Raw genomic sequence first — 17,827 nt, 5'->3', positions numbered from 1 at the left:
TCGCTGTCGAACGGCCACGGCACGGCCCACGGTCCGGTTCCTGCGGACCCTCCGGTTGGATTGTCAGGCCTGGACGGGGTGAAGGACCGCCAGCATGATCGCGATGAAGTGCGCAGCGAAGGCTGCCACGGTGAGCGCGTGGAACAGTTCGTGGAACCCGAAGACGCGGAGCGAGAAGTTCGGTCGCTTGATGCCGTAGAACACGGCTCCGGCGATGTACAGGACGCCGCCCACGCAGATCAGGCTAGCCGCGAGTACGTTCGCCGCGAAGAAATCGGGCATGTAGAACACGGAGCCGAGGCCCAGGCCCACATAGATCGGCACGTAGAGCCACCGGGGGGCATTCACCCAGAGGTTCCTGAACAGCACTCCCGCGATCGCGCCACCCCAGATGATCCACAACAGGGTCTCGGCTTTCCCCCTGTCGAGCAGGGCCCATGCCAGGGGCGTGTAGGAGCCCGCGATGACGAGCATGATGTTCGTGTGGTCGAGCCGCTTCAGGATGACCTTGATGCGTGGACTCCAGTTGCCCCGGTGGTAGACCGCGCTCACGCCGAACAGCAGCACGCCGGTGAGGGCGTAGACCGCGGACGCGACCTTGAGTTCCGTCGTCGTCGCGAGCGCCACCAGGACGATCCCCGCCACGACCGCCAGCGGTGTGGCGACGGCGTGGATCCAGCCGCGCCAGAGGGGCTTGATCGCCATGGCATCGGCCAGGGGGCCGGCAATCGATTCCACGGCGTCCCCCAGGTTTGAGCCGCTGTTTCCGCCCGGCTCCGAAGGGCCCGGGGATGGGGTCGGATGGCGCGAGGTCATGCTCGGATTCTAGTCGACCGGAGTGGGTGCTCCCCGTGGGTAACGGTGTGGTGGGTGATGGGCAGCAGTGCCTCATGCGGCCCTTTGTGGGGCAACTGCCGGTACGGTAAGAGGAGTCAGTCGGGGCGCAGGCGTCCCGCGAGTGGATCCTCCGGCCGGACCGGAGCATGGACCAGGGGAGGGCAACCGGGCGTGACATGGACGTTCCCCGAAGTCGGCTACAGCTTCTACGAGCGCAGGTTGCAGCGCAATCTGGCCCCTGAGCGCATCCCGCACCACATCGGCGTCATGGTGGACGGCAACCGCCGGTGGGCCAAGCTGGCGGGTGCTCCGACAAGCCATGGGCATCAGGCCGGCGCGGACAAGATCCACGAGTTCCTCGGCTGGTGCGAGGAACTCGGCGTCGACGTCGTCACGCTGTACATGTTGTCCACGGACAACATGGGACGGCCGCAGGAGGAGATCGACCAGCTTCTCGACATCATCGCCAACACCCTGGACCGGCTGGGCGAGAGCAACCGGGTGCGGGTTCAGCCGGTCGGGGCACTCGACCTCCTTCCGGAGGACCTGAGCCGGAAGCTCGTCGACCTCGCACGGTCCACGGAGAAGATCGACGGACTCCACGTCAACGTGGCGGTGGGGTACGGCGGACGGCGGGAGATCGTCGACGCCGTGAAGGAACTGATGCGTGACGCAGCAGGAAAGGGGATGTCGCTCGAGACCCTCGCCGAGGAACTGACCGACCAGCACATCTCCTCCTTCCTCTACACCCGCGGCCAGCAGGACCCGGATCTCGTGATCCGCACGTCGGGAGAGCAGCGGCTGTCCGGTTTCCTCATGTGGCAGAGCGCCTACAGCGAGTTCTACTTCTGCGAAGCGTTGTGGCCGGATTTCCGCCGCGTCGACTTCCTGCGCGCGCTGCGCGACTTCGGGCGCAGACAGCGCCGCTTCGGATCCTGAGAGTTCACCAGCCCTTAACGGTCGACACGAGAAAAGAGACCTGCGCCACGGGGGCGGACGGCGTAGGGTCGAGCCATCGACGGGAGTCCAGATCCGCCGATGGAAGGCCGCTGATGACGCCGACGGTGCTGACAGGCATCTCGTACGAGTCGGGGAGGCCGCGCCGGCCTCCAGGCCGGAACGCCCACCCCAACCCTACGAATTCGGGGTGTGCCCACCCCGGAGCGGAGTTCACGTGGCTACAACCAACACCTCCCAGCAGGACGCCGGCAGCATCGGAACCCCTGAGCCGGTCCGCTCTGCCACCGACGGCGGCGCATCGGCGTCCCGCCGGAGCTACGTCGTCGATACGTCGGTGCTGTTGTCCGACCCCCGCGCGATCCTGCGGTTCGCCGAACACGAAGTGATCCTGCCCGTGGTCGTGATCTCCGAACTCGAGGGCAAGCGCCACGACCCGGAACTCGGCTACTTCGCCCGGAAGGCCCTGAGGCTGCTGGACGACCTCAGGGTCGAGAACGGCGGCCTCGACAAGGACGTCCCCCTCGGGGAAGAGGGGGGAACCCTGCGGGTCGAACTGAACCACGTCTCGCCGGAGGTACTGCCCGTCGGCTTCAGGAGCGGGGACAACGACTCGCGCATCCTCGCGGTGGCGAAGAACCTGGCAGTGGAGGGGCGCGACGTCGTCGTCGTCTCCAAGGACCTGCCGATGCGCGTGAAGGCGTCCGCGATGGGTCTGCGGGCCGATGAGTACCGCAACGAGTTCGTCAAGGACTCTGGATGGACGGGAGTGGCTGAGCTCGACGCGACGGTGGAGGAGGTCAACGCCCTGTACGACCATGAAGCGGTCTTCATCCCGGCCGGAGCCGAGCAGCCCGTCAACACCGGCGTGATCATGCTGTCGCCCCGTGGGTCCGCGCTCGGAAGGGTCGGGGCCGACAAGCAGGTCCGGCTCGTCCGCGGAGACCGGGACGTCTTCGGACTGCACGGGCGGTCGGCAGAGCAGCGCCTGGCCATCGATCTCCTGATGGATCCGGAAGTGGGGATCGTCTCCCTCGGGGGGCGAGCGGGTACCGGGAAATCGGCACTGGCCCTGTGTGCGGGACTCGAAGCCGTCCTCGAGCGGCGGGAGCACCGCAAGGTCGTCGTCTTCCGTCCCCTGTATGCGGTCGGGGGCCAGGAACTCGGCTACCTGCCCGGCAGCGAGAACGAGAAGATGAATCCGTGGGCCCAGGCTGTCTTCGACACCCTCGGGGCGCTCGTGTCGCAGGAGGTCGTGGAGGAAGTCATGGACCGCGGCATGCTGGAAGTGCTGCCCCTGACCCATATCCGCGGGCGGAGCCTGCACGACTCCTTCGTGATCGTCGACGAGGCGCAATCCCTCGAGAAGAACGTCCTGCTCACGGTCATGAGCCGCATCGGCCAGAACTCCCGGATCGTCTTGACCCACGACGTCGCCCAGCGCGACAACCTCCGCGTGGGACGCCACGACGGGATCGCGGCAGTCGTGGAAACCCTCAAGGGCCACCCGCTGTTCGGCCATGTCACACTCACGCGGTCCGAGCGCTCGCCCATCGCGGCCCTCGTGACAGAACTGCTGGAGGGCGCGGAGATCTAGGTCCCGGGCTGGGGGGCCCGTCCGGGACCCCCAGCCGACTGCGCGTGGAAGGCGCCGGACTGCAATCAGCCGACCACCCAGGGAACGTGTCTGCTCACGTCGCTGAGTTCGGGTGGAGCCGCACGGAAGTAGTCGTCGGTCAGGTACTCGTCCACTCCGAGGAGGTGGAGATCGTGTCCGGCGCCCTGCGACGGACCGTCCAGTGCGGTCGTCGAGACGCAGACGGCCGTGCCGACATCGATCAGCACCCTCGTGTGTCCCTCGCCGACGAGCGGCCTGCCCGGCGCGGACGGCTCGTAGGAGGCATTGCGGGTCACGGTGGCGGCGAGCACGGGCCGGCCTGCGAAGGTCTCCTCCGCCAGGTCGAGCACCTCCACCCGGTTCGCTCCGGGATAGGCCATCGCGACGGGTGAACTGCCGGCGAGTTCGACGGGGTCGAGCATGGAGGACCAGCGCGGGTCGCCGAACACCACCTCTCCGTAGGCGGCTTCGGGACGGCGCCGCACGAGACCGGCGTCGTCGTACACGGGCGTGACGAGGCGTGGCGCGAGGAGCCAGGACTTCCGGGTGGCGCTGACGTACAACGCGTCGCGTGACGTCTCGGTGCCCGTCGTGGAATGCAGCAGGGTGCCATCCGCCGCCTCGACGCGCAAAGCAGCAGGTCGTCTCACCCATGCCTTCAGCGGTGCGGGCGTGTCGATGCCCTCCGCCGACGGCGCCCGCCAGGTGATGGTGAAGCGGAGCGTCTCCCAGCGCCAAGGCGAGGAGCGGCAGAGCGAGCGGAACGATTCCTCGGAACTGGAGCTGCGCTGGGCCGACATTTCCACAGTGTAACCGGCTCCACGCCGACCGATCAGGGCCGTCGCGTAGCGTGGAAGACATGACCGCCGTGCTCGCAGCGTACCTGGAGGATGAGCCCTTCGCCTTCGTCCTCCTCGCCGTCGCACTGGCTGGTTTCCTCGCCGTCGGTGCCCGTCTGAGTGTCATCGACTGGCGCACCCACCGCCTACCCGACCGGATCGTCCTGCCGTCCTATCCCGCAGCCATCCTCCTGCTGGCTGGTTCGGCAGGCGCTGCCGGCGAATGGCACCGGGTGCTCGGGATGCTGGTGGGAGCAGCGCTCCTGTGGACCGGGTTCGCGGCGCTGCACCTGCTGTACCGACACGGACTGGGTTTCGGGGACGTGAAGCTCGCCGGACTCCTCGGCCTCTACCTGGGGTTTGCCGGCTGGCCCGCCCTGTGGTGGGGGCCCTTCCTCGCGATCCTGCTGGGCGGGACATGGAGCGTCGCGCTCGTTCTCACCCGGCGGGCGACCCTCGGCTCGTCGGTGGCATTCGGCCCATTCCTCGTCGCGGGGGCAGGCCTCACCCTCGCTGTACTACGCTGAAAAGCGTGCCCACCCCGGAGTTCGTCCTCGCCCTGCGCCGCAAGATCGGTCATGATCCGCTGTGGCTCCCGGGCGTCGGGGGAGTCGTGTTCAACGATGAAGGGGATGTCCTGCTCGGACAACGCGCCGACACCGGCGCCTGGACCATCATCACCGGGATGGTCGAGCCGGGAGAGGAACCAGCGGTTGCGCTGCGACGGGAGATCGAGGAGGAGACGGGGGTCGTCGTCGAGGTCGAGTACCTGTTGGACGCCGGTGTCGTCGGTCCCATCACCTTTCCCAATGGGGACGTGTGCACCTTCCTCAACCTCGACTTCAGGTGCCGGTGGGTCAGCGGGACCGCTCGGGTGAACGACGACGAATCGCTCGACGTCCGCTGGTTCCCACTGGACGGCCTGCCCGCCCTGAACGCCCGTCACCTCGCGCTCGTGCAGGGCGCGGGCTCCTTCGACGGACGCACGCGTTTCGTTCGGTGACACGGCGGCCTGCCCGGCAGGCCTCGGCCCGACGACTGCAGGGCCGAGGGTGAGAGCGTGGTGTCTGCCCCCGCGACGCGGTCAGGAGTCGGCGGGCTCCGCGCCGCGGCTGCCCGACCCGGAGGTGGGGCCGGTCCGTGACCCATCGAGGGTTGCAGCGCCGGCCGCATCGCTCGGTGCGCTTCCGACGACGATGCCTGCCGCCCGTTCGCGCTCGAGGCGGACAGCGTCCTCGCCGCCGATCGCCTCGCCCCGCGCGACCATCCCCGAGGTCTCGGACAACGGAATCTCACGCAGGAGCAGGGCGAGTACCAGCGCGATCACGAGGAACGGCACGAGGTAGAGGAACACGGGTGCCAGCGATTCGGCGTAGTCACTCACGACGGCGTCCCGGACGGGGGCCGGCAGTGCGTTCAAGGCCGCCGGATCCAGGGTCGACGTCGCCTGTCCTGCCGCCTCGGGGCTGGCGCCGAAGGAGGCGAAGGTCCCGTTGAGACGCTCGGAGAGTCGACTCGTGAAGATGGCCCCGAAGACGGCGACACCGAGGGAGGCACCGACCTCGCGGAAGTAGTTGTTGGTGCTCGTCGCGACGCCGATCATCGTGGGTGCCACCGAGTTCTGCACCACGAGGACGATGACCTGCATGATGAGGCCGAGGCCCGCGCCGAAGAAGAAGAGCATCGTGCAGATGACCCAGATGGGAGTGGCCGCGGTCAGGGTGGACATCCAGAGCAGGCTCGCCAGCGTCAGCGAGACGCCGATGATCGGATACTTGCGGTAGCGGCCTGAGCGCGAGATGGCGATACCGGAGTAGATCGAGGTGCCCATGAGTCCGGCGATCATCGGGACGAGGAGCAGACCCGATACTGCCGCGGAGGTACCCGACGCCATCTGGAGGAACGTCGGCATGAAGGCCAGTGCGGCGAACATCCCGAGGCCCAGGGTCAGGCCGATCCCGGTGCTGTTGACGAAAGTGCGGTTGCGGAAGAGCTCGAGCGGGATGATCGGGTCCTCCGCGCGGCGCTCCACCATGATGAAGGCGACCACCGCGAGGACCATGCCGACGCCGAAGGCCCAGGTGAGCGGCGAGGTCCAGCCCTCAGCAGCGTCACCGCCGAAGTCCGTGAAAAAGATCAGGCACGTCGTGGCGATGGACAGCAGGACGACGCCGGGGATGTCGATGCGCTTCGTCGCCTTCTTGGACGGCAGGCGCAGCGTGAACCAGGCGATCGCGAAGGCGGCGATACCGATCGGGATGTTGATGTAGAAAGCCCAGTTCCAGGTCAGGTGGTCGACGAAGTACCCGCCGAGGAGCGGGCCGGCGACGGCACTGAGACCGAAGATTCCGCCGAGGGGCCCCATGTACTTGCCGCGCTCGTTGGCCGGCACGATGTCGGCGATGATCGCCTGCGACAGGATCATGAGGCCCCCGCCGCCGAGCCCTTGAATGGCGCGGAAGATGACGAAGGCCCAGAAGTCGGTGGCAAAGGCGCATCCGATGGACGCGATGGTGAAGAGCGCGATGGCGAAGAGGAAGAGGTTGCGCCGACCGAGGACGTCACCGAACTTGCCGTAGATGGGCATCACGATCGTGGTGGCGAGGAGGTACGCGGTCGTGATCCAGGTCTGGTGCTCGACCCCACCGAGCTGCCCGACGATGGTGGGCATCGCCGTCGAGACGATGGTCTGGTCGAGACTGGACAGGAGCATCCCGGCGATCAGGGCCGAGAAGATGATCCAGATGCGTTTCTGCGTCAGGAGAAGGGGCCCGTCAGGCGCCGTCGTTGTACTCATGCTGTTTCCTCGTTCTGGGACGCTGTCGGGTCGGGGGTCGTGAAGAGTGAGCGGAGGGCGTCGACGTTGCGGCCGAAGATCTGCGCATAGGTGAGGTCGTTGCCCTCGGTGAAGAACTCGTCCATGGAACGGCGGGCGATCCCGCCGAGGACGAACGTGGCGACGCGGGCCCGCGGGTGGTCCGGGGGCAGTCCCTCACGAGAGGCGATGAGCTCGGTCAGGACCTGCGATTTGGACTCGGCCTGGGCGAACATCCGGGCCATGAGGTGCGGTTCGCGGTGGAGAACGGCGGACATCGACTCGTATTCCTCGCGGGAGATGCCCATCCTGGCGCCGAACTCCACGAACAGGGTGGTGAGCGCATCGAGGAGGGGAACCGGCGTGCTGCTGCGCCCGGACGCGGCGAATGCGGCGAGCAGCTCCTCGGCCGGGCTCTCGTCGGGATGGCCGAGGACGGCGTCCTCCTTGGACGGGAAGTAGTTGAAGAAAGTCCGCCTCGAGATACCGACCTCATCGCACAATCGCTCGATGGTGAAGCCGCTGAAGCCGTGCTCCAGAGTCAGCCGCCGGGCAACCGCCACCACGGAGGTCCGGGTGGTGCGGCGCTTGCGTTCGCGGAGCCCGAGTTCATCGGGTTTTGCACTGGTGGACACGGAATACATAATTGCACTATCGAATGATCGGTGCAAATTAACCATTCCTGGTACGCAGAAGGGGCGCACCCACAGGTGCGCCCCTTCGTGCGACGACCTTCGACGGCCGGCGGTTGACCTACGAGCTTCAGGCCTGCGGAGGTCGAGTCATGGACAGTACATCCAGGGCCGAATCGAGCTGCTCCTCGGTCAGCTCGCCTCTCTCGACGAAACCGAGTGCGAGGACGGCCTCGCGCACCGTGAGGCCCTCGGCAACTGCCTTCTTCGCGATCTTTGCCGCGTTCTCATAGCCGATGTACTTGTTGAGTGGCGTCACGATCGAAGGGGACGCCTCGGCGAGGAACCGGGCACGTTCGACGTTGGCGGTGATGCCGTCGATCATCCGGTCGGCCGACACCCGGGTCGAGTTGCTGAGGAGGCGGATCGATTCGAGCACATTGCGGGCGATCACGGGGATGCCGACGTTGAGTTCGAATGCGCCGTTCGTGCCCGACCACGCGACAGTGGCGTCGTTCCCGACCACCTGGGCGCACACCATGATGACAGCCTCGGCGATGACCGGGTTCACCTTGCCGGGCATGATGGACGAACCGGGCTGAAGATCGGGGAGAGCGATCTCGCCGAGCCCGGTGTTGGGTCCCGAGCCGAGCCAGCGCAGGTCGTTGTGGATTTTCGTGAGCGAGACGGCGATCGTCCGCAGCATGCCCGAGACCTCGACGAGGGAGTCCCTGTTGGCCTGTGCCTCGAAATGATCGCGCGCCTCGGTGAGGGGGAGCCCGGTGTCCTCGGCGAGCAGCTCGATGACCCGCGCGGAGAAGCCGGCAGGAGTGTTGATGCCGGTGCCGACGGCAGTACCGCCCAGAGGCACCTCGGCGACGCGGGGGAGGGACGCCTGGATGCGTTCGATGCCGTAGCGCACCTGAGCCGCATAGCCGCCGAACTCCTGGCCGAGGGTGACAGGCGTGGCGTCCATCAGGTGCGTCCTGCCCGACTTCACGACGGTGCTGAACTCCTCGGCCTTGCGTTCGAGCGCCTCGGCGAGGTGCACCAGTGCGGGAACGAGGTCCTTGACGAGAGCCGATGTCGCGGCGACGTGGACCGAGGTGGGAAACACGTCGTTCGAGGACTGCGACGCGTTCACGTGGTCGTTCGGGTGGACCGTCATCGTGCTGCCTGCCGCTTCGAGCGCGCGGCTCGCGAGGGTCGCGATGACTTCGTTGGCATTCATGTTCGAGGAGGTCCCCGAACCGGTCTGGTAGATGTCGACGGGGAAGTCGCCGTCGTACCTGCCAGAAGCGACGTCCTCCGCGGCGGCCTCGATGGCCCGGGCGCGCTCCTCGTCGAGCACCCCCAGTTCGGCGTTGGCCGTCGCCGCCGCCTTCTTGATGCGGGCCAGCGCCTCGATGTGCGCGCGTTCGAGGGTGGTGCCCGAGATCGGGAAGTTCTCGACGGCGCGCTGCGTCTGGGCACGGTAGAGGGCGTTGACGGGAACGCGCACCTCGCCCATCGTGTCGTGCTCGATGCGGTACTCCGCACCCCCCGTGCCCGGCGTAGCGCCGGTCGTGGAGCTGGATTCAGGGCTGGCTGCAGGCGTTGGAGTCATGCGGCAATTCTCGCCCTCGCCGCTACAGTGCGCCAAATCCTGACACGAGCACGGCCTTGCCCTCATCGAGGCGGTAGGAGACGCCCAGGACAGCCACGCTGCCGTCCGCGACGGCTTCGGCAATCACGCGCGAACTGTCGACGAGCCGCTTGGAGGTCTGCTTCGTGTGCTCGATCACCGTGGGGTTCACCTCCGTGATCCCGGCCCGGCGAGCGGTCAGGACCGACGGCGTGATCCGCTCGACGAGGTCGCGGAGGAAACCGGTCGGCATGTCCCCGGTGTCGACGGCGTTCATGGTCGCCGTGACGGCACCGCAACTGTCATGCCCGAGGATCACGATCAGCGGCACCTTGAGGACGCTGACGCTGTACTCGAGCGAGCCGAGGACGGCGTCGTCGATCACCTGCCCGGCTGTACGCACCACGAAGACGTCTCCGAGGCCGAGATCGAAGATGATCTCCGCGGCGAGGCGTGAATCCGAGCACCCGAATATCACGGCGAACGGATTCTGGTTGTTCACGAGGGCGGTGCGGCGGGAGGCGTCCTGGTTGGGGTGGGAGACGTCGGCGGCGACGAACCGCGCGTTACCCTCCTGCAGCCGGTGCCACGCCGCGGCGGGCGTCAATTGCTGAGTCACGCCGCCCACTGTACTGGGATCAGCCGTCCGCTCGCGAAGATGACAGGCGCTCGGCCTCCTCGACCGCGTTCTGCCGGACCTCCTCCACGACTGCCGCTCCCATGGTGTCGAATTCCGTGAGGCTCGCCTCGCCGTTGAGGATGACGGTGGAGCCGTCGACGTCGGCCGTCAGGACGGAGTCGCCGTCCGGCGCGTCGAGCAGTTCCCATTCGAGGCCGCCGATGGACCGTGTTCCCGATACCTGTGCTTCTCCGATCCGTTGCGCGATCCAGGTGGGATTGGCGTCGTCGGTCTGGGTGAGCTGGATGAAGCCGGTGTCCGCCGTCAGGAAGCCCACCTCCCAGAAATCCACGCTGTCACTGCGGCCGGTGACCCAGCGCGCGTAGTTGGACGACCAGCCGTCGGGCAGGCTCGGTGCAGCGGGGAGGTAGCCGGCGTCGCCGGCCGCCTGGCGGGCAACGGTGGCGACGTCGATGTCGCGCCGGTACGTCTCAGCCGTGTAGGTGGGGTTCAGGAAGTAGACGGGGAGCACGACGGCGATCGTCGCGCCAGTGGCGAGCAGCATGCCGCGCACGGTCGAGCTCGCGCGCTTCGCCTGGTTCGGGGTGAGTGTGATGGGAGGCGCGTCGTCGTCGAGTTCCGCCTCGAGCCGTGGGTCCGTACCCGGGCGCTGCGCGGGGTGCGCGGCCGCGTCCCTGCCTGCACCCGCACCGGGCTCGGTTGCTGGGGTGGTCCGCTCATCGCCGTGTTCGCTCACCCTTCCATTTTCGCTGATACCGGCCATGCTGCCTAACCGGAGAGCGCCGCATCGGGATGCATGTACGCGTCATCACAGGGCGGGCAGGGCGGTGCCCGCCTATGATGACAGCACGGAACAGGTACGCCCGCGTACTGCCTGAACACCTTCGACGATGAGGATAAACGTGTCCCAGAACGCTACGAACGCCCAGTACTCGACACTGTCGCCGGCTCTTGCCGTCGGGGACGACGAGCCGGACCGCAACCTCGCGCTGGAACTCGTTCGCGTCACGGAGGCGGCGGCGATCGCGGGCGGCCACTGGGTCGGCTTCGGTGACAAGAACCTCGCCGACGGCGCCGCTGTGGATGCCATGCGTTCCCTCCTGCAGACCGTCCACTTCAACGGTGTCGTGGTCATCGGCGAGGGCGAGAAGGACGAAGCGCCCATGCTGTTCAACGGTGAGCGCGTGGGCGACGGCAGCGGACCCGAGTGCGACGTCGCCGTCGACCCCATCGACGGCACCCGCCTGACCGCCCTGGGCATCAACAACGCGCTCGCCGTCCTCGCGGTCGCCGAGCGCGGCTCGATGTTCGATCCGTCCGCCGTGTTCTACATGGAGAAGCTCGTCACCGGCCCGGAAGCCGCCGACATGGTCGACCTGCGCCTGCCGGTCAAGCAGAACCTCCACCTCATCGCGAAGGCGAGCGGCAAGAAGGTCAGTCAGCTCAACGTCATGATCCTGGACCGCGACCGCCACAAGCCGCTCGTCGAGGAGATCCGGGCAGCCGGTGCGCGCACGAAGTTCATCATGGACGGCGACGTGGCGGGAGCCATCGCGGCTGCTCGCGAAGGTACCGACGTCGACGCCCTGATGGGTATCGGCGGCACCCCCGAGGGGATCGTCGCGGCGTGCGCCATCAAGTCCCTCGGCGGCGTCATCCAGGGCAGGCTCTGGCCCACGAGCGACGAGGAGAAGCAGAAGGCCCTCGACGCCGGCCACGACCTGGACCGCGTCCTCTCGACCAACGACCTCGTCACCAGCGACAACTGCTACTTCGCCGCCACCGGCATCACCGACGGCGACCTGCTGCGCGGCGTGCGCTACAGCAAGGACAAGGTCCTCACCCAGTCCATGGTCATGCGCTCGAAGTCCGGCACCATCCGCGTCGTCGACGGCGAGCACCAGGCCCACAAGTGGGAGACCTACGCCCGCATCAAGTAGACCCCGCCCGTCGCGTCGCGAGTCCCGGCGCAGCGGGTCCGTGATGCGCCCCTATAGGCTGGTCCGATGAGTCTTTCCGTGTCGCCCTGCCATGATCGTGCCCTCTGGGACACCACCGTCAACCAGCTGGCCGGCCATCCCCAGCAGCTATGGGGCTGGGGTGAGACCAAGGCCGCGCACGGCTGGAGTGCCGACCGGGTGCTGGTCGCGGAGAACGGCGTGGTCGTCGGTGCCGCCCAGATCGTGTGCAAATCGCTGCCCCTGCCGCTCCGGAACCTCGCCTACATCCCGCGCGGTCCGCAGACGGTGCAAGGGCGCGAGATCGAGGTCCTCGAGGCCATCGCCGGCTACGTACGCGCCGCGCACCGGTCGGTGGCGCTGTCCATCGAGCCGGACTGGGATGCCGGGAGCGACGTCGTCCGCGCGCTTCCGGGTGCCGGCTGGAAGGCGAGCACGAACACCATCCTGATCGGTCGGACGCTCATCCTCGACCTCAACCGGTCGGAGGACGAACTGCTGGCGGACATGACGAAGAAGCACCGCCAGTACATCCGCAAGTCCGGCCGGGAGGGACTGGAGATCCGGCGGGTCGTCCGCAGCGAGATCGGCGCATGCCTCGACGTGTACCGGCTGACGGCAGAGCGCGCCGGATTCGGGATCCACGAGGACGCCTACTACCTCGACATCTTCGACAACCTCGGCGATGCCTCGCCCGTGTACGCGGCCTTCCAGGGGGAGGACGTCGTCGCGTTCCTCTGGCTCTCGACGACGGACACGACCTCCTTCGAGCTCTACGGCGGAATGACCGACGAGGGCGAGCGGCTGCGAGCGAACTACGCGCTCAAGTGGTTCGCCATCCAGGAGATGAAGGCCCGCGGGGTGTCCCGCTACGATTTCAACGGTCTGCTCAACGACGGCGTCTCGCGTTTCAAGATGGGCTGGGCGAAACACGAGGACCAGCTCGCCGGCACCTGGGACCTGCCGCTCTCACCGTTCTATCCGCTGTTCAGCCGCGCGCTGCCGGTCGCGAAGCGCGGTATGCAGGTGGCCCGCAAGCAGGCCGGTCGTCTGGTCGGTGCCGTACAGGGAGTCCGCGCGGCACGCTAGAGCGCCGGCATCTCCCCGCCCACCGTGACGGCGAAGGCCAGCACGGGGCCGTCCGTCGCCCCGGATCCGTCGGCTGCGGGTCGGACGACGAGCGGGGCCTCCGATGCTGCGACGAAGGCGCTTCCACCGCGGGGCACCGAGAGCGTCGAATTCGGGGTGTCGAGCAGGATCGGTCCGCTGACCGCGAGGACCACCACGGGACCGCTCTGCACCACCGGGACATGGGCGGGGGTGAGGCTCTCATCGGCGGGAAGAGCCGTGTGGGCATGACCGCCGTCCACTCCGGCATCCACTCCGGCATCCACCCCGCCGTCCACCCCGGCCTCCACTCCGGCCTCCACTCCGTCGGCGGGCTGCCCGTCCGGACCGGCGGCGCTGTCCGCCAGCACGATGCGCTGCAACTGGAACTCGTCGAAGGGCGGTCGGTAGAGCTCCTGGTCGAGGAGGGTGTACTCGGGCGACAGTGCGGGGGGCGCGAGGGGCTCGAAGACCACTGTGGAGAGCAGTTCGTCCGTGTCCACGTGCTTCGGCGTCAGGCCGCCGCGCAGCACGTTGTCCGACGACGCCATCACCTCGATGCCCAGCCCGTTGAGGTAGGCGTGGATGTTGCCGGCCGGAAGGTAGAGCGCCTCTCCCGGCTGGAGGGAGACACGGTTGAGCAGGAGCGCCACGAGCACGCCCGGGTCCCCCGGGTACTGGTCGCTCAGCTCGGTGACGGTCCTGAGGTCACGCGCGACGGCGTCCGGGTCCTGGTCCGACGGACCACTGCGGCCGGCGACCGCCCTCTCGACGTCCGTCACGACGTCCTGCGGGGCCTCGAGCAGGAGCGTGAAGGCTGAGCGCAGGGCCGCGGTGTCACCGGCCGCGAGGTATCCGGCGACGCTGTCCAGAAGTTCGTGCGCGGGCGAGCCCGGTCCGACGGCGGAGGCCAGGAACGTGAAGATGTCGACCGCCTCGGGCAGCGGCCGGAAACCGCAGAGGGCCTCGAACGGCGTCAGCGCGTAGATCATCTCCGGCTTGTGGTTGCGATCGCGGTAGTTGCGGTGCGGCGCGCCCTGCGGGACCCCGGCGGCCTCCTCTGCGTCGTAGCCCGCCGCGGCCTGCTCCAGGCTCGGATGGACCTGCAGGGACAGTGCGGATCCGGCAGCGAGTACTTTCATCAGGAACGGCAGGCGGTTGTCGAACCGCTCGGCGACCGCTTCCCCGAGAAGGCCCTGCGGATCCTGGCTGATCAGGTCCTGGAGGCTGCGCCTGCTGCCGTCCGTGAACACCGCGTGCGACGGAGAATCGGGGTGAGCCCCGACCCACAGTTCGGCTTCGGGCCCGCCCGACGGCTCCCGCCCGAGCAGCTCGGCGATGGCGCTCTTCGATCCCCAGGCGTAGGGGCGCAGCGTGTTGTCCAGGAGGTACATCGTCGGGTTCCTTCGGCTCGTGGAGGTGTTCGTCCGGCGTGTGGCCCGCTCAACGGGAGCAGCCGGCCGCAGTCAGCGGTAGCAGGCGTCGGTCAGGCGGGGGAGCACTGGCCGTTGTTGGCCAGCAGGTCACCGAGGGTGGCGTCGTCGCCGATCGTGGCGAGCTCCTGCAGGTACTCCTCCGTGATCTCTCCGTCCATGGTCTGCGCCGGCAGCTGCGCGACGACGGCTGCGCGTTCCAGCTGCAGGGGAGCGTTCGCGGCAGGGTCGGCCGGCTCCTGCACGAACATGTCCTGCACGCGGCTGTGGATGAGGTCGAAGTCGGGGTAGGTCACGAAGTTGTCGGCGGGGGTGCCGAAATCCGGGGGGCCGATCGTCAGGCGGCGCGTCTCCTGGCCCTGGGCCTTCAGCCCGAGGTCCACGAAGCTTGCCAGCTGGTCCTGCGGGATGTCCGTCTCGACGATCTGCGTGCCGGCTGCCGCGATGGATTGGAAGCGGGTGAGGACGGTCGCCGGATCGAGCTGGGCGATCATTGCCTGCTGGACGCACTGCTGGCGGGCGATGCGGTCGTAGTCCGTGACGAACTCGCGCGACCTCGCGTACCAGAGCGCGTGGTAGCCGTCGAGCGTCTGCACGCCCGGTTTGATCCACCCGTCCGGGGGATAGTGGCGGATCGGGTCGGTACCCGGGATCTCGCCCGCGGTGATGGGCACCCAGCCACCGGCATCGATGCGGATGCCGCCCATCGCGTCCACGAGCTGTTCGAAGCCGCCCATGTCGACCAGGAGGTAGGCCTGGACCTCGATCCCGAGCACGCCGCTCGCGGCGTCCATCATCGCCTCCGCCCCCGGATCCGTGGCACCGGGGTACAGGTCGGGGTAGTTCTGCGCCACGTCGGTGTACAGGCTGTTGATGATGCAGGGATCACCGCAGTTGTAACCCTCGGGGTAGGCCTCCCAGAGCGGCGAGTCCGCGGAGAACTGGGCGTTCTGGAAGTTGCGCGGGATGCTGAAGGTCACCGTCGCGCCCGTGGCGGCGTCGACGCTGATCACGGAGATGCTGTCCGGTCTGCGTCCCGTGCGGTCCTCGCCGGCGTCGCCGCCCATGAGCAGGAAGTTGTACCGCCCGTCCACGGGATCGAACGCGGGCCCGGACTGGAAGATCGAACCCACGGTGGACCGCCCCACGTTCAGTACGTAGGCGCCGTAGGCGAGCGACCCGCTGGTGAGCACCATGAGCAGTGCCAGCGTGCCGGCCACGAGGGGGCGCACGCCGCGATCGAGCAGGGGCATCCGGATCAGGCGCAGCGTGTTGACGAAGAGCAGCGCCCACGCGAGTGCGAGGCCCAGCAACGCCACGATGAGCAGCAACGACCACCAGCGGTGGGTGACGATGCCGACGACGAGACTGCGGTCGGTCAGCGCGAGGACGAGTGCGAGGAGGACGAGCGCCCAGCAGGTGAAGGTCGTCCTCAGGGCGCGCCGGCCGAGCCGCCGGTTGCCCGCCACGACCTGCGCGGACCCGGGAAGGACGAGCGTCATGGCCAGGAGGACGAACGCCCGTTTGGCGCGGACAGCGGGCGACGCGGACTGGGGATACCTGACGGGATCGATGAGGCCGGTCGTGCCACTGCCCTCAGCGCCCCCGCCGCCGGTACTCGCGATACGCGTGCCCGTGATCATGCGTGCTCCGCCGTCGACGCCGCGATGTGGGATCGGAGCGCCGCGCCCTTGGCCTCCGCCGTCCCACGCAGTGCGTCTGCGAAGTCGACCAGTTGCCGGCGGAGCGTCTGCGCCTGATCATCGGTGCCCGCAGCCAGCATCCGGACGGCGAGAAGCCCCGCGTTACGGGCGCCACCGATGGAGACGGTCGCGACGGGGACGCCCGCAGGCATCTGCACGATGGAGAGCAGCGAATCCATGCCGTCGAGGTACCGCAGGGGGACCGGCACACCGATCACGGGCAGGGGAGTCACGGAGGCGAGCATGCCCGGGAGGTGCGCGGCGCCGCCGGCCCCGGCGATGATGACCCGCAGTCCTCGTTCGTGGGCCGTGCGGCCGTAGTCGATCATGGCTGCCGGCATGCGATGGGCGGAGACGACGTCGGCCTCGTAGGGGATGGAGAACTCGGCCAGTGCGGCTGCCGCGGCTTCCATGACGGGCCAGTCCGAGTCCGAGCCCATCACAAGGCCCACCTGCGCGTTCGTCACTGCGTTCCCTTCGGTCATTCCTGGTCTGCGGAGGGCACGTCGGTACCGTCGCGCAGTATTGCAGCAACCCTGGTGGCACGTGCGCGGACAGCGGAGAGGGGTTCTCCCGGGCCCGCCAGCGCGTTCACATGGCCGATCTTGCGCCCGGGACGCACGTCCTTGCCATAGAAGTGCACTTTAGCCGATGGCCCCGAGGACATCGCCGATTGGTAGCCCGCGTAGATGTCGGTGTTCGCTCCGCCGAGCACGTTCTTCATGACGGTATGCGTTCCGACGGCGTCGGTGGCGCCCAGCGGGAGGTCGAGAACGGCGCGAAGGTGTTGCTCGAACTGGCCCGTCACCGCGCCGTCCATCGTCCAGTGGCCCGAATTGTGCGGGCGCATCGCGAGCTCGTTGACCAGATAGCCCGCCCCCGAGCCGGGTGTCTCGAACAGCTCGACGGCCATGACGCCGGTGACGTCGAGGCGTTCCGCGAGGAGCAGTGCTGCGGCGGTCACGGCGTCGGCGACCTCGACGGGCAACTCCGGAGCCGGCGCGATCACCTCGTCGCACACGCTGTCGACCTGGATGGATTCCACGACCGGCCAGGTGACGGCCTCACCCGACGGACGCCGGGCCACCAGCACGGAGAGCTCCCGGCTGAACGGGACGAACTGCTCGACCAGGAGGTCACCGCCGGTGAACCAGCCGTCCGCCGCGGCCATTCCGGACGCGTCCCGCAGCACGAGTACGCCCTTGCCGTCGTAGCCGCCGCGGGGGGTCTTGAGGACCACGGGCCAGCCCGTCCCGGCGGCGAAGGCCTCGACCTCCGCCGCCGTACTGACGGCGCTCCAGCGCGGATTGGGCAGACCGAGTTCCTCGACGGCACGCCGCATCACCAGTTTGTCCTGTGCGTGCTGAAGTGCCGCAGGGGAAGGGTGAATGGCCACGCCTTCAGCGGCCAGCTCCTCGAGCAGCTCGCCCGGGACGTGCTCGTGGTCGAAGGTCACCACATCGACACCTGCCGCGAAGGCTCGCAGTGTCTGCGGATCCCGGTAGTCGCCGACCTCCGCGTGGGCCACCGCGGCCACCGCCGAAACATCGGGCCCCTCGGCCAGGACATGGAGTTCGAGGCCCAGTTCGACGGCGGGACCGGCCATCATGCGCGCAAGTTGGCCGCCGCCGACCACGCCTATCACGGGAAAAGTCACCATCACA

Annotated in this window: 18 protein-coding genes; 6 read left to right on the top strand and 12 right to left on the bottom strand. The window is 68.2% G+C overall.

Features of this window, described 5'->3' with window-relative positions; genetic code table 11:
* Nucleotides 1-63 precede the first annotated feature (63 nt).
* Complete coding sequence (locus CXQ96_RS10005; protein WP_104117946.1) at nucleotides 64-717, bottom strand: hemolysin III family protein; 654 nt, start codon at nucleotides 715-717, stop codon at nucleotides 64-66.
* Between the two features lie 291 nt (nucleotides 718-1,008).
* Between CXQ96_RS10005 and CXQ96_RS10000 the strand changes: the two genes are divergently transcribed.
* Entirely contained in the window at nucleotides 1,009-1,776 is a 768-nt protein-coding gene (locus CXQ96_RS10000) for an isoprenyl transferase (protein WP_137368877.1), read from the top strand.
* A gap of 4 nt (nucleotides 1,777-1,780) precedes the next feature.
* Here the strand turns inward: CXQ96_RS10000 and CXQ96_RS18860 are convergent, their stop codons facing one another.
* Nucleotides 1,781-1,915, bottom strand: a complete 135-nt coding sequence (locus CXQ96_RS18860) for a hypothetical protein (RefSeq protein ID WP_258059016.1) — start codon at nucleotides 1,913-1,915, stop codon at nucleotides 1,781-1,783.
* Nucleotides 1,916-2,050: 135 nt separating this feature from the next.
* Here CXQ96_RS18860 and CXQ96_RS09995 point away from each other — a divergent pair, with 135 nt between their 5' ends.
* Nucleotides 2,051-3,391, top strand: a complete 1,341-nt coding sequence (locus CXQ96_RS09995) for a PhoH family protein (RefSeq protein WP_104117945.1) — start codon at nucleotides 2,051-2,053, stop codon at nucleotides 3,389-3,391.
* A 65-nt stretch (nucleotides 3,392-3,456) separates the two neighbouring features.
* On the opposite strand, the gene CXQ96_RS09990 is transcribed toward CXQ96_RS09995, so the two are convergent.
* Nucleotides 3,457-4,212, bottom strand: coding sequence for a hypothetical protein (locus CXQ96_RS09990; protein ID WP_104117885.1), 756 nt, complete (start codon nucleotides 4,210-4,212; stop codon nucleotides 3,457-3,459).
* Between the two features lie 59 nt (nucleotides 4,213-4,271).
* Between CXQ96_RS09990 and CXQ96_RS09985 the strand changes: the two genes are divergently transcribed.
* On the top strand, nucleotides 4,272-4,778 hold the full coding sequence (locus CXQ96_RS09985) for an A24 family peptidase (RefSeq protein ID WP_104117884.1): 507 nt from the start codon (nucleotides 4,272-4,274) through the stop codon (nucleotides 4,776-4,778).
* A 5-nt stretch (nucleotides 4,779-4,783) separates the two neighbouring features.
* Nucleotides 4,784-5,254, top strand: coding sequence for an NUDIX domain-containing protein (locus CXQ96_RS09980; protein ID WP_104117883.1), 471 nt, complete (start codon nucleotides 4,784-4,786; stop codon nucleotides 5,252-5,254).
* 81 nt (nucleotides 5,255-5,335) lie between these two features.
* Here CXQ96_RS09980 and CXQ96_RS09975 read toward each other — a convergent pair whose 3' ends face one another.
* From CXQ96_RS09975 to CXQ96_RS09955, 5 genes are all read right to left on the bottom strand, one after another.
* The gene (locus CXQ96_RS09975; protein ID WP_104117882.1) at nucleotides 5,336-7,048 is read right to left on the bottom strand and encodes an MDR family MFS transporter; all 1,713 of its coding nucleotides are present in this window, start codon (nucleotides 7,046-7,048) and stop codon (nucleotides 5,336-5,338) included.
* Nucleotides 7,045-7,701, bottom strand: a complete 657-nt coding sequence (locus tag CXQ96_RS09970; protein WP_181036423.1) for a TetR/AcrR family transcriptional regulator — start codon at nucleotides 7,699-7,701, stop codon at nucleotides 7,045-7,047. Before CXQ96_RS09970 ends, CXQ96_RS09975 begins: the two co-directional genes overlap by 4 nt.
* A gap of 127 nt (nucleotides 7,702-7,828) precedes the next feature.
* Complete coding sequence (locus CXQ96_RS09965) at nucleotides 7,829-9,304, bottom strand: class II fumarate hydratase (RefSeq protein WP_258059015.1); 1,476 nt, start codon at nucleotides 9,302-9,304, stop codon at nucleotides 7,829-7,831.
* A 22-nt stretch (nucleotides 9,305-9,326) separates the two neighbouring features.
* Nucleotides 9,327-9,941, bottom strand: coding sequence for a carbonic anhydrase (locus tag CXQ96_RS09960; RefSeq protein WP_104117943.1), 615 nt, complete (start codon nucleotides 9,939-9,941; stop codon nucleotides 9,327-9,329).
* 19 nt (nucleotides 9,942-9,960) lie between these two features.
* The gene (locus CXQ96_RS09955) at nucleotides 9,961-10,698 is read right to left on the bottom strand and encodes a DUF4245 domain-containing protein (protein WP_258059014.1); all 738 of its coding nucleotides are present in this window, start codon (nucleotides 10,696-10,698) and stop codon (nucleotides 9,961-9,963) included.
* Nucleotides 10,699-10,852: 154 nt separating this feature from the next.
* Here CXQ96_RS09955 and glpX point away from each other — a divergent pair, with 154 nt between their 5' ends.
* Nucleotides 10,853-11,902, top strand: a complete 1,050-nt coding sequence (gene glpX, locus CXQ96_RS09950) for a class II fructose-bisphosphatase (RefSeq protein ID WP_104117879.1) — start codon at nucleotides 10,853-10,855, stop codon at nucleotides 11,900-11,902.
* Between the two features lie 66 nt (nucleotides 11,903-11,968).
* Nucleotides 11,969-13,009 carry a peptidoglycan bridge formation glycyltransferase FemA/FemB family protein gene (locus CXQ96_RS09945; RefSeq protein WP_104117878.1) on the top strand — a complete coding sequence of 347 codons (1,041 nt, stop codon included), beginning with the start codon at nucleotides 11,969-11,971 and terminating at the stop codon, nucleotides 13,007-13,009.
* On the opposite strand, the gene manA is transcribed toward CXQ96_RS09945, so the two are convergent.
* The 4 genes from manA to CXQ96_RS09925 form a co-directional block, all read right to left on the bottom strand.
* Nucleotides 13,006-14,421: a mannose-6-phosphate isomerase, class I gene (manA, locus tag CXQ96_RS09940; protein ID WP_104117877.1), complete on the bottom strand. Its 1,416-nt coding sequence runs from the start codon at nucleotides 14,419-14,421 to the stop codon at nucleotides 13,006-13,008. The genes CXQ96_RS09945 and manA overlap by 4 nt on opposite strands.
* Nucleotides 14,422-14,513: 92 nt before the next feature.
* Nucleotides 14,514-16,103 (bottom strand): LCP family protein, encoded by a 1,590-nt coding sequence (locus CXQ96_RS09935; RefSeq protein WP_104117876.1) that lies wholly within the window; start codon nucleotides 16,101-16,103, stop codon nucleotides 14,514-14,516.
* On the bottom strand, nucleotides 16,100-16,648 hold the full coding sequence (gene purE, locus CXQ96_RS09930) for a 5-(carboxyamino)imidazole ribonucleotide mutase (RefSeq protein WP_104117875.1): 549 nt from the start codon (nucleotides 16,646-16,648) through the stop codon (nucleotides 16,100-16,102). The genes CXQ96_RS09935 and purE overlap by 4 nt, the downstream gene beginning before the upstream one ends.
* Nucleotides 16,645-17,820 carry a 5-(carboxyamino)imidazole ribonucleotide synthase gene (locus CXQ96_RS09925; protein WP_181036422.1) on the bottom strand — a complete coding sequence of 392 codons (1,176 nt, stop codon included), beginning with the start codon at nucleotides 17,818-17,820 and terminating at the stop codon, nucleotides 16,645-16,647. Before CXQ96_RS09925 ends, purE begins: the two co-directional genes overlap by 4 nt.
* Nucleotides 17,821-17,827: the final 7 nt, after the last annotated feature.

The organism is Arthrobacter sp. B1805 (assembly GCF_002929745.1).
In the GTDB taxonomy this organism is placed as follows: Bacteria; Actinomycetota; Actinomycetes; order Actinomycetales; family Micrococcaceae; genus Arthrobacter_D.
This window is presented reverse-complemented; position numbering and strand designations above follow the sequence as displayed.

Excerpts from the sequence above, each read along its gene's own strand:
- CXQ96_RS18860 (WP_258059016.1), bottom strand. The coding sequence starts at position 1,915 with ATGCCTGTCAGCACCGTCGGCGTCATCAGCGGCCTTCCATCGGCGGAT.
- CXQ96_RS09990 (WP_104117885.1), bottom strand. The coding sequence starts at position 4,212 with ATGTCGGCCCAGCGCAGCTCCAGTTCCGAGGAATCGTTCCGCTCGCTC.
- CXQ96_RS09985 (WP_104117884.1), top strand. The coding sequence starts at position 4,272 with ATGACCGCCGTGCTCGCAGCGTACCTGGAGGATGAGCCCTTCGCCTTC.
- CXQ96_RS09975 (WP_104117882.1), bottom strand. The coding sequence starts at position 7,048 with ATGAGTACAACGACGGCGCCTGACGGGCCCCTTCTCCTGACGCAGAAA.
- CXQ96_RS09965 (WP_258059015.1), bottom strand. The coding sequence starts at position 9,304 with ATGACTCCAACGCCTGCAGCCAGCCCTGAATCCAGCTCCACGACCGGC.
- glpX (WP_104117879.1), top strand. The coding sequence starts at position 10,853 with ATGAGGATAAACGTGTCCCAGAACGCTACGAACGCCCAGTACTCGACA.
- CXQ96_RS09945 (WP_104117878.1), top strand. The coding sequence starts at position 11,969 with ATGAGTCTTTCCGTGTCGCCCTGCCATGATCGTGCCCTCTGGGACACC.
- manA (WP_104117877.1), bottom strand. The coding sequence starts at position 14,421 with ATGTACCTCCTGGACAACACGCTGCGCCCCTACGCCTGGGGATCGAAG.
- CXQ96_RS09935 (WP_104117876.1), bottom strand. The coding sequence starts at position 16,103 with ATGATCACGGGCACGCGTATCGCGAGTACCGGCGGCGGGGGCGCTGAG.
- purE (WP_104117875.1), bottom strand. The coding sequence starts at position 16,648 with ATGACCGAAGGGAACGCAGTGACGAACGCGCAGGTGGGCCTTGTGATG.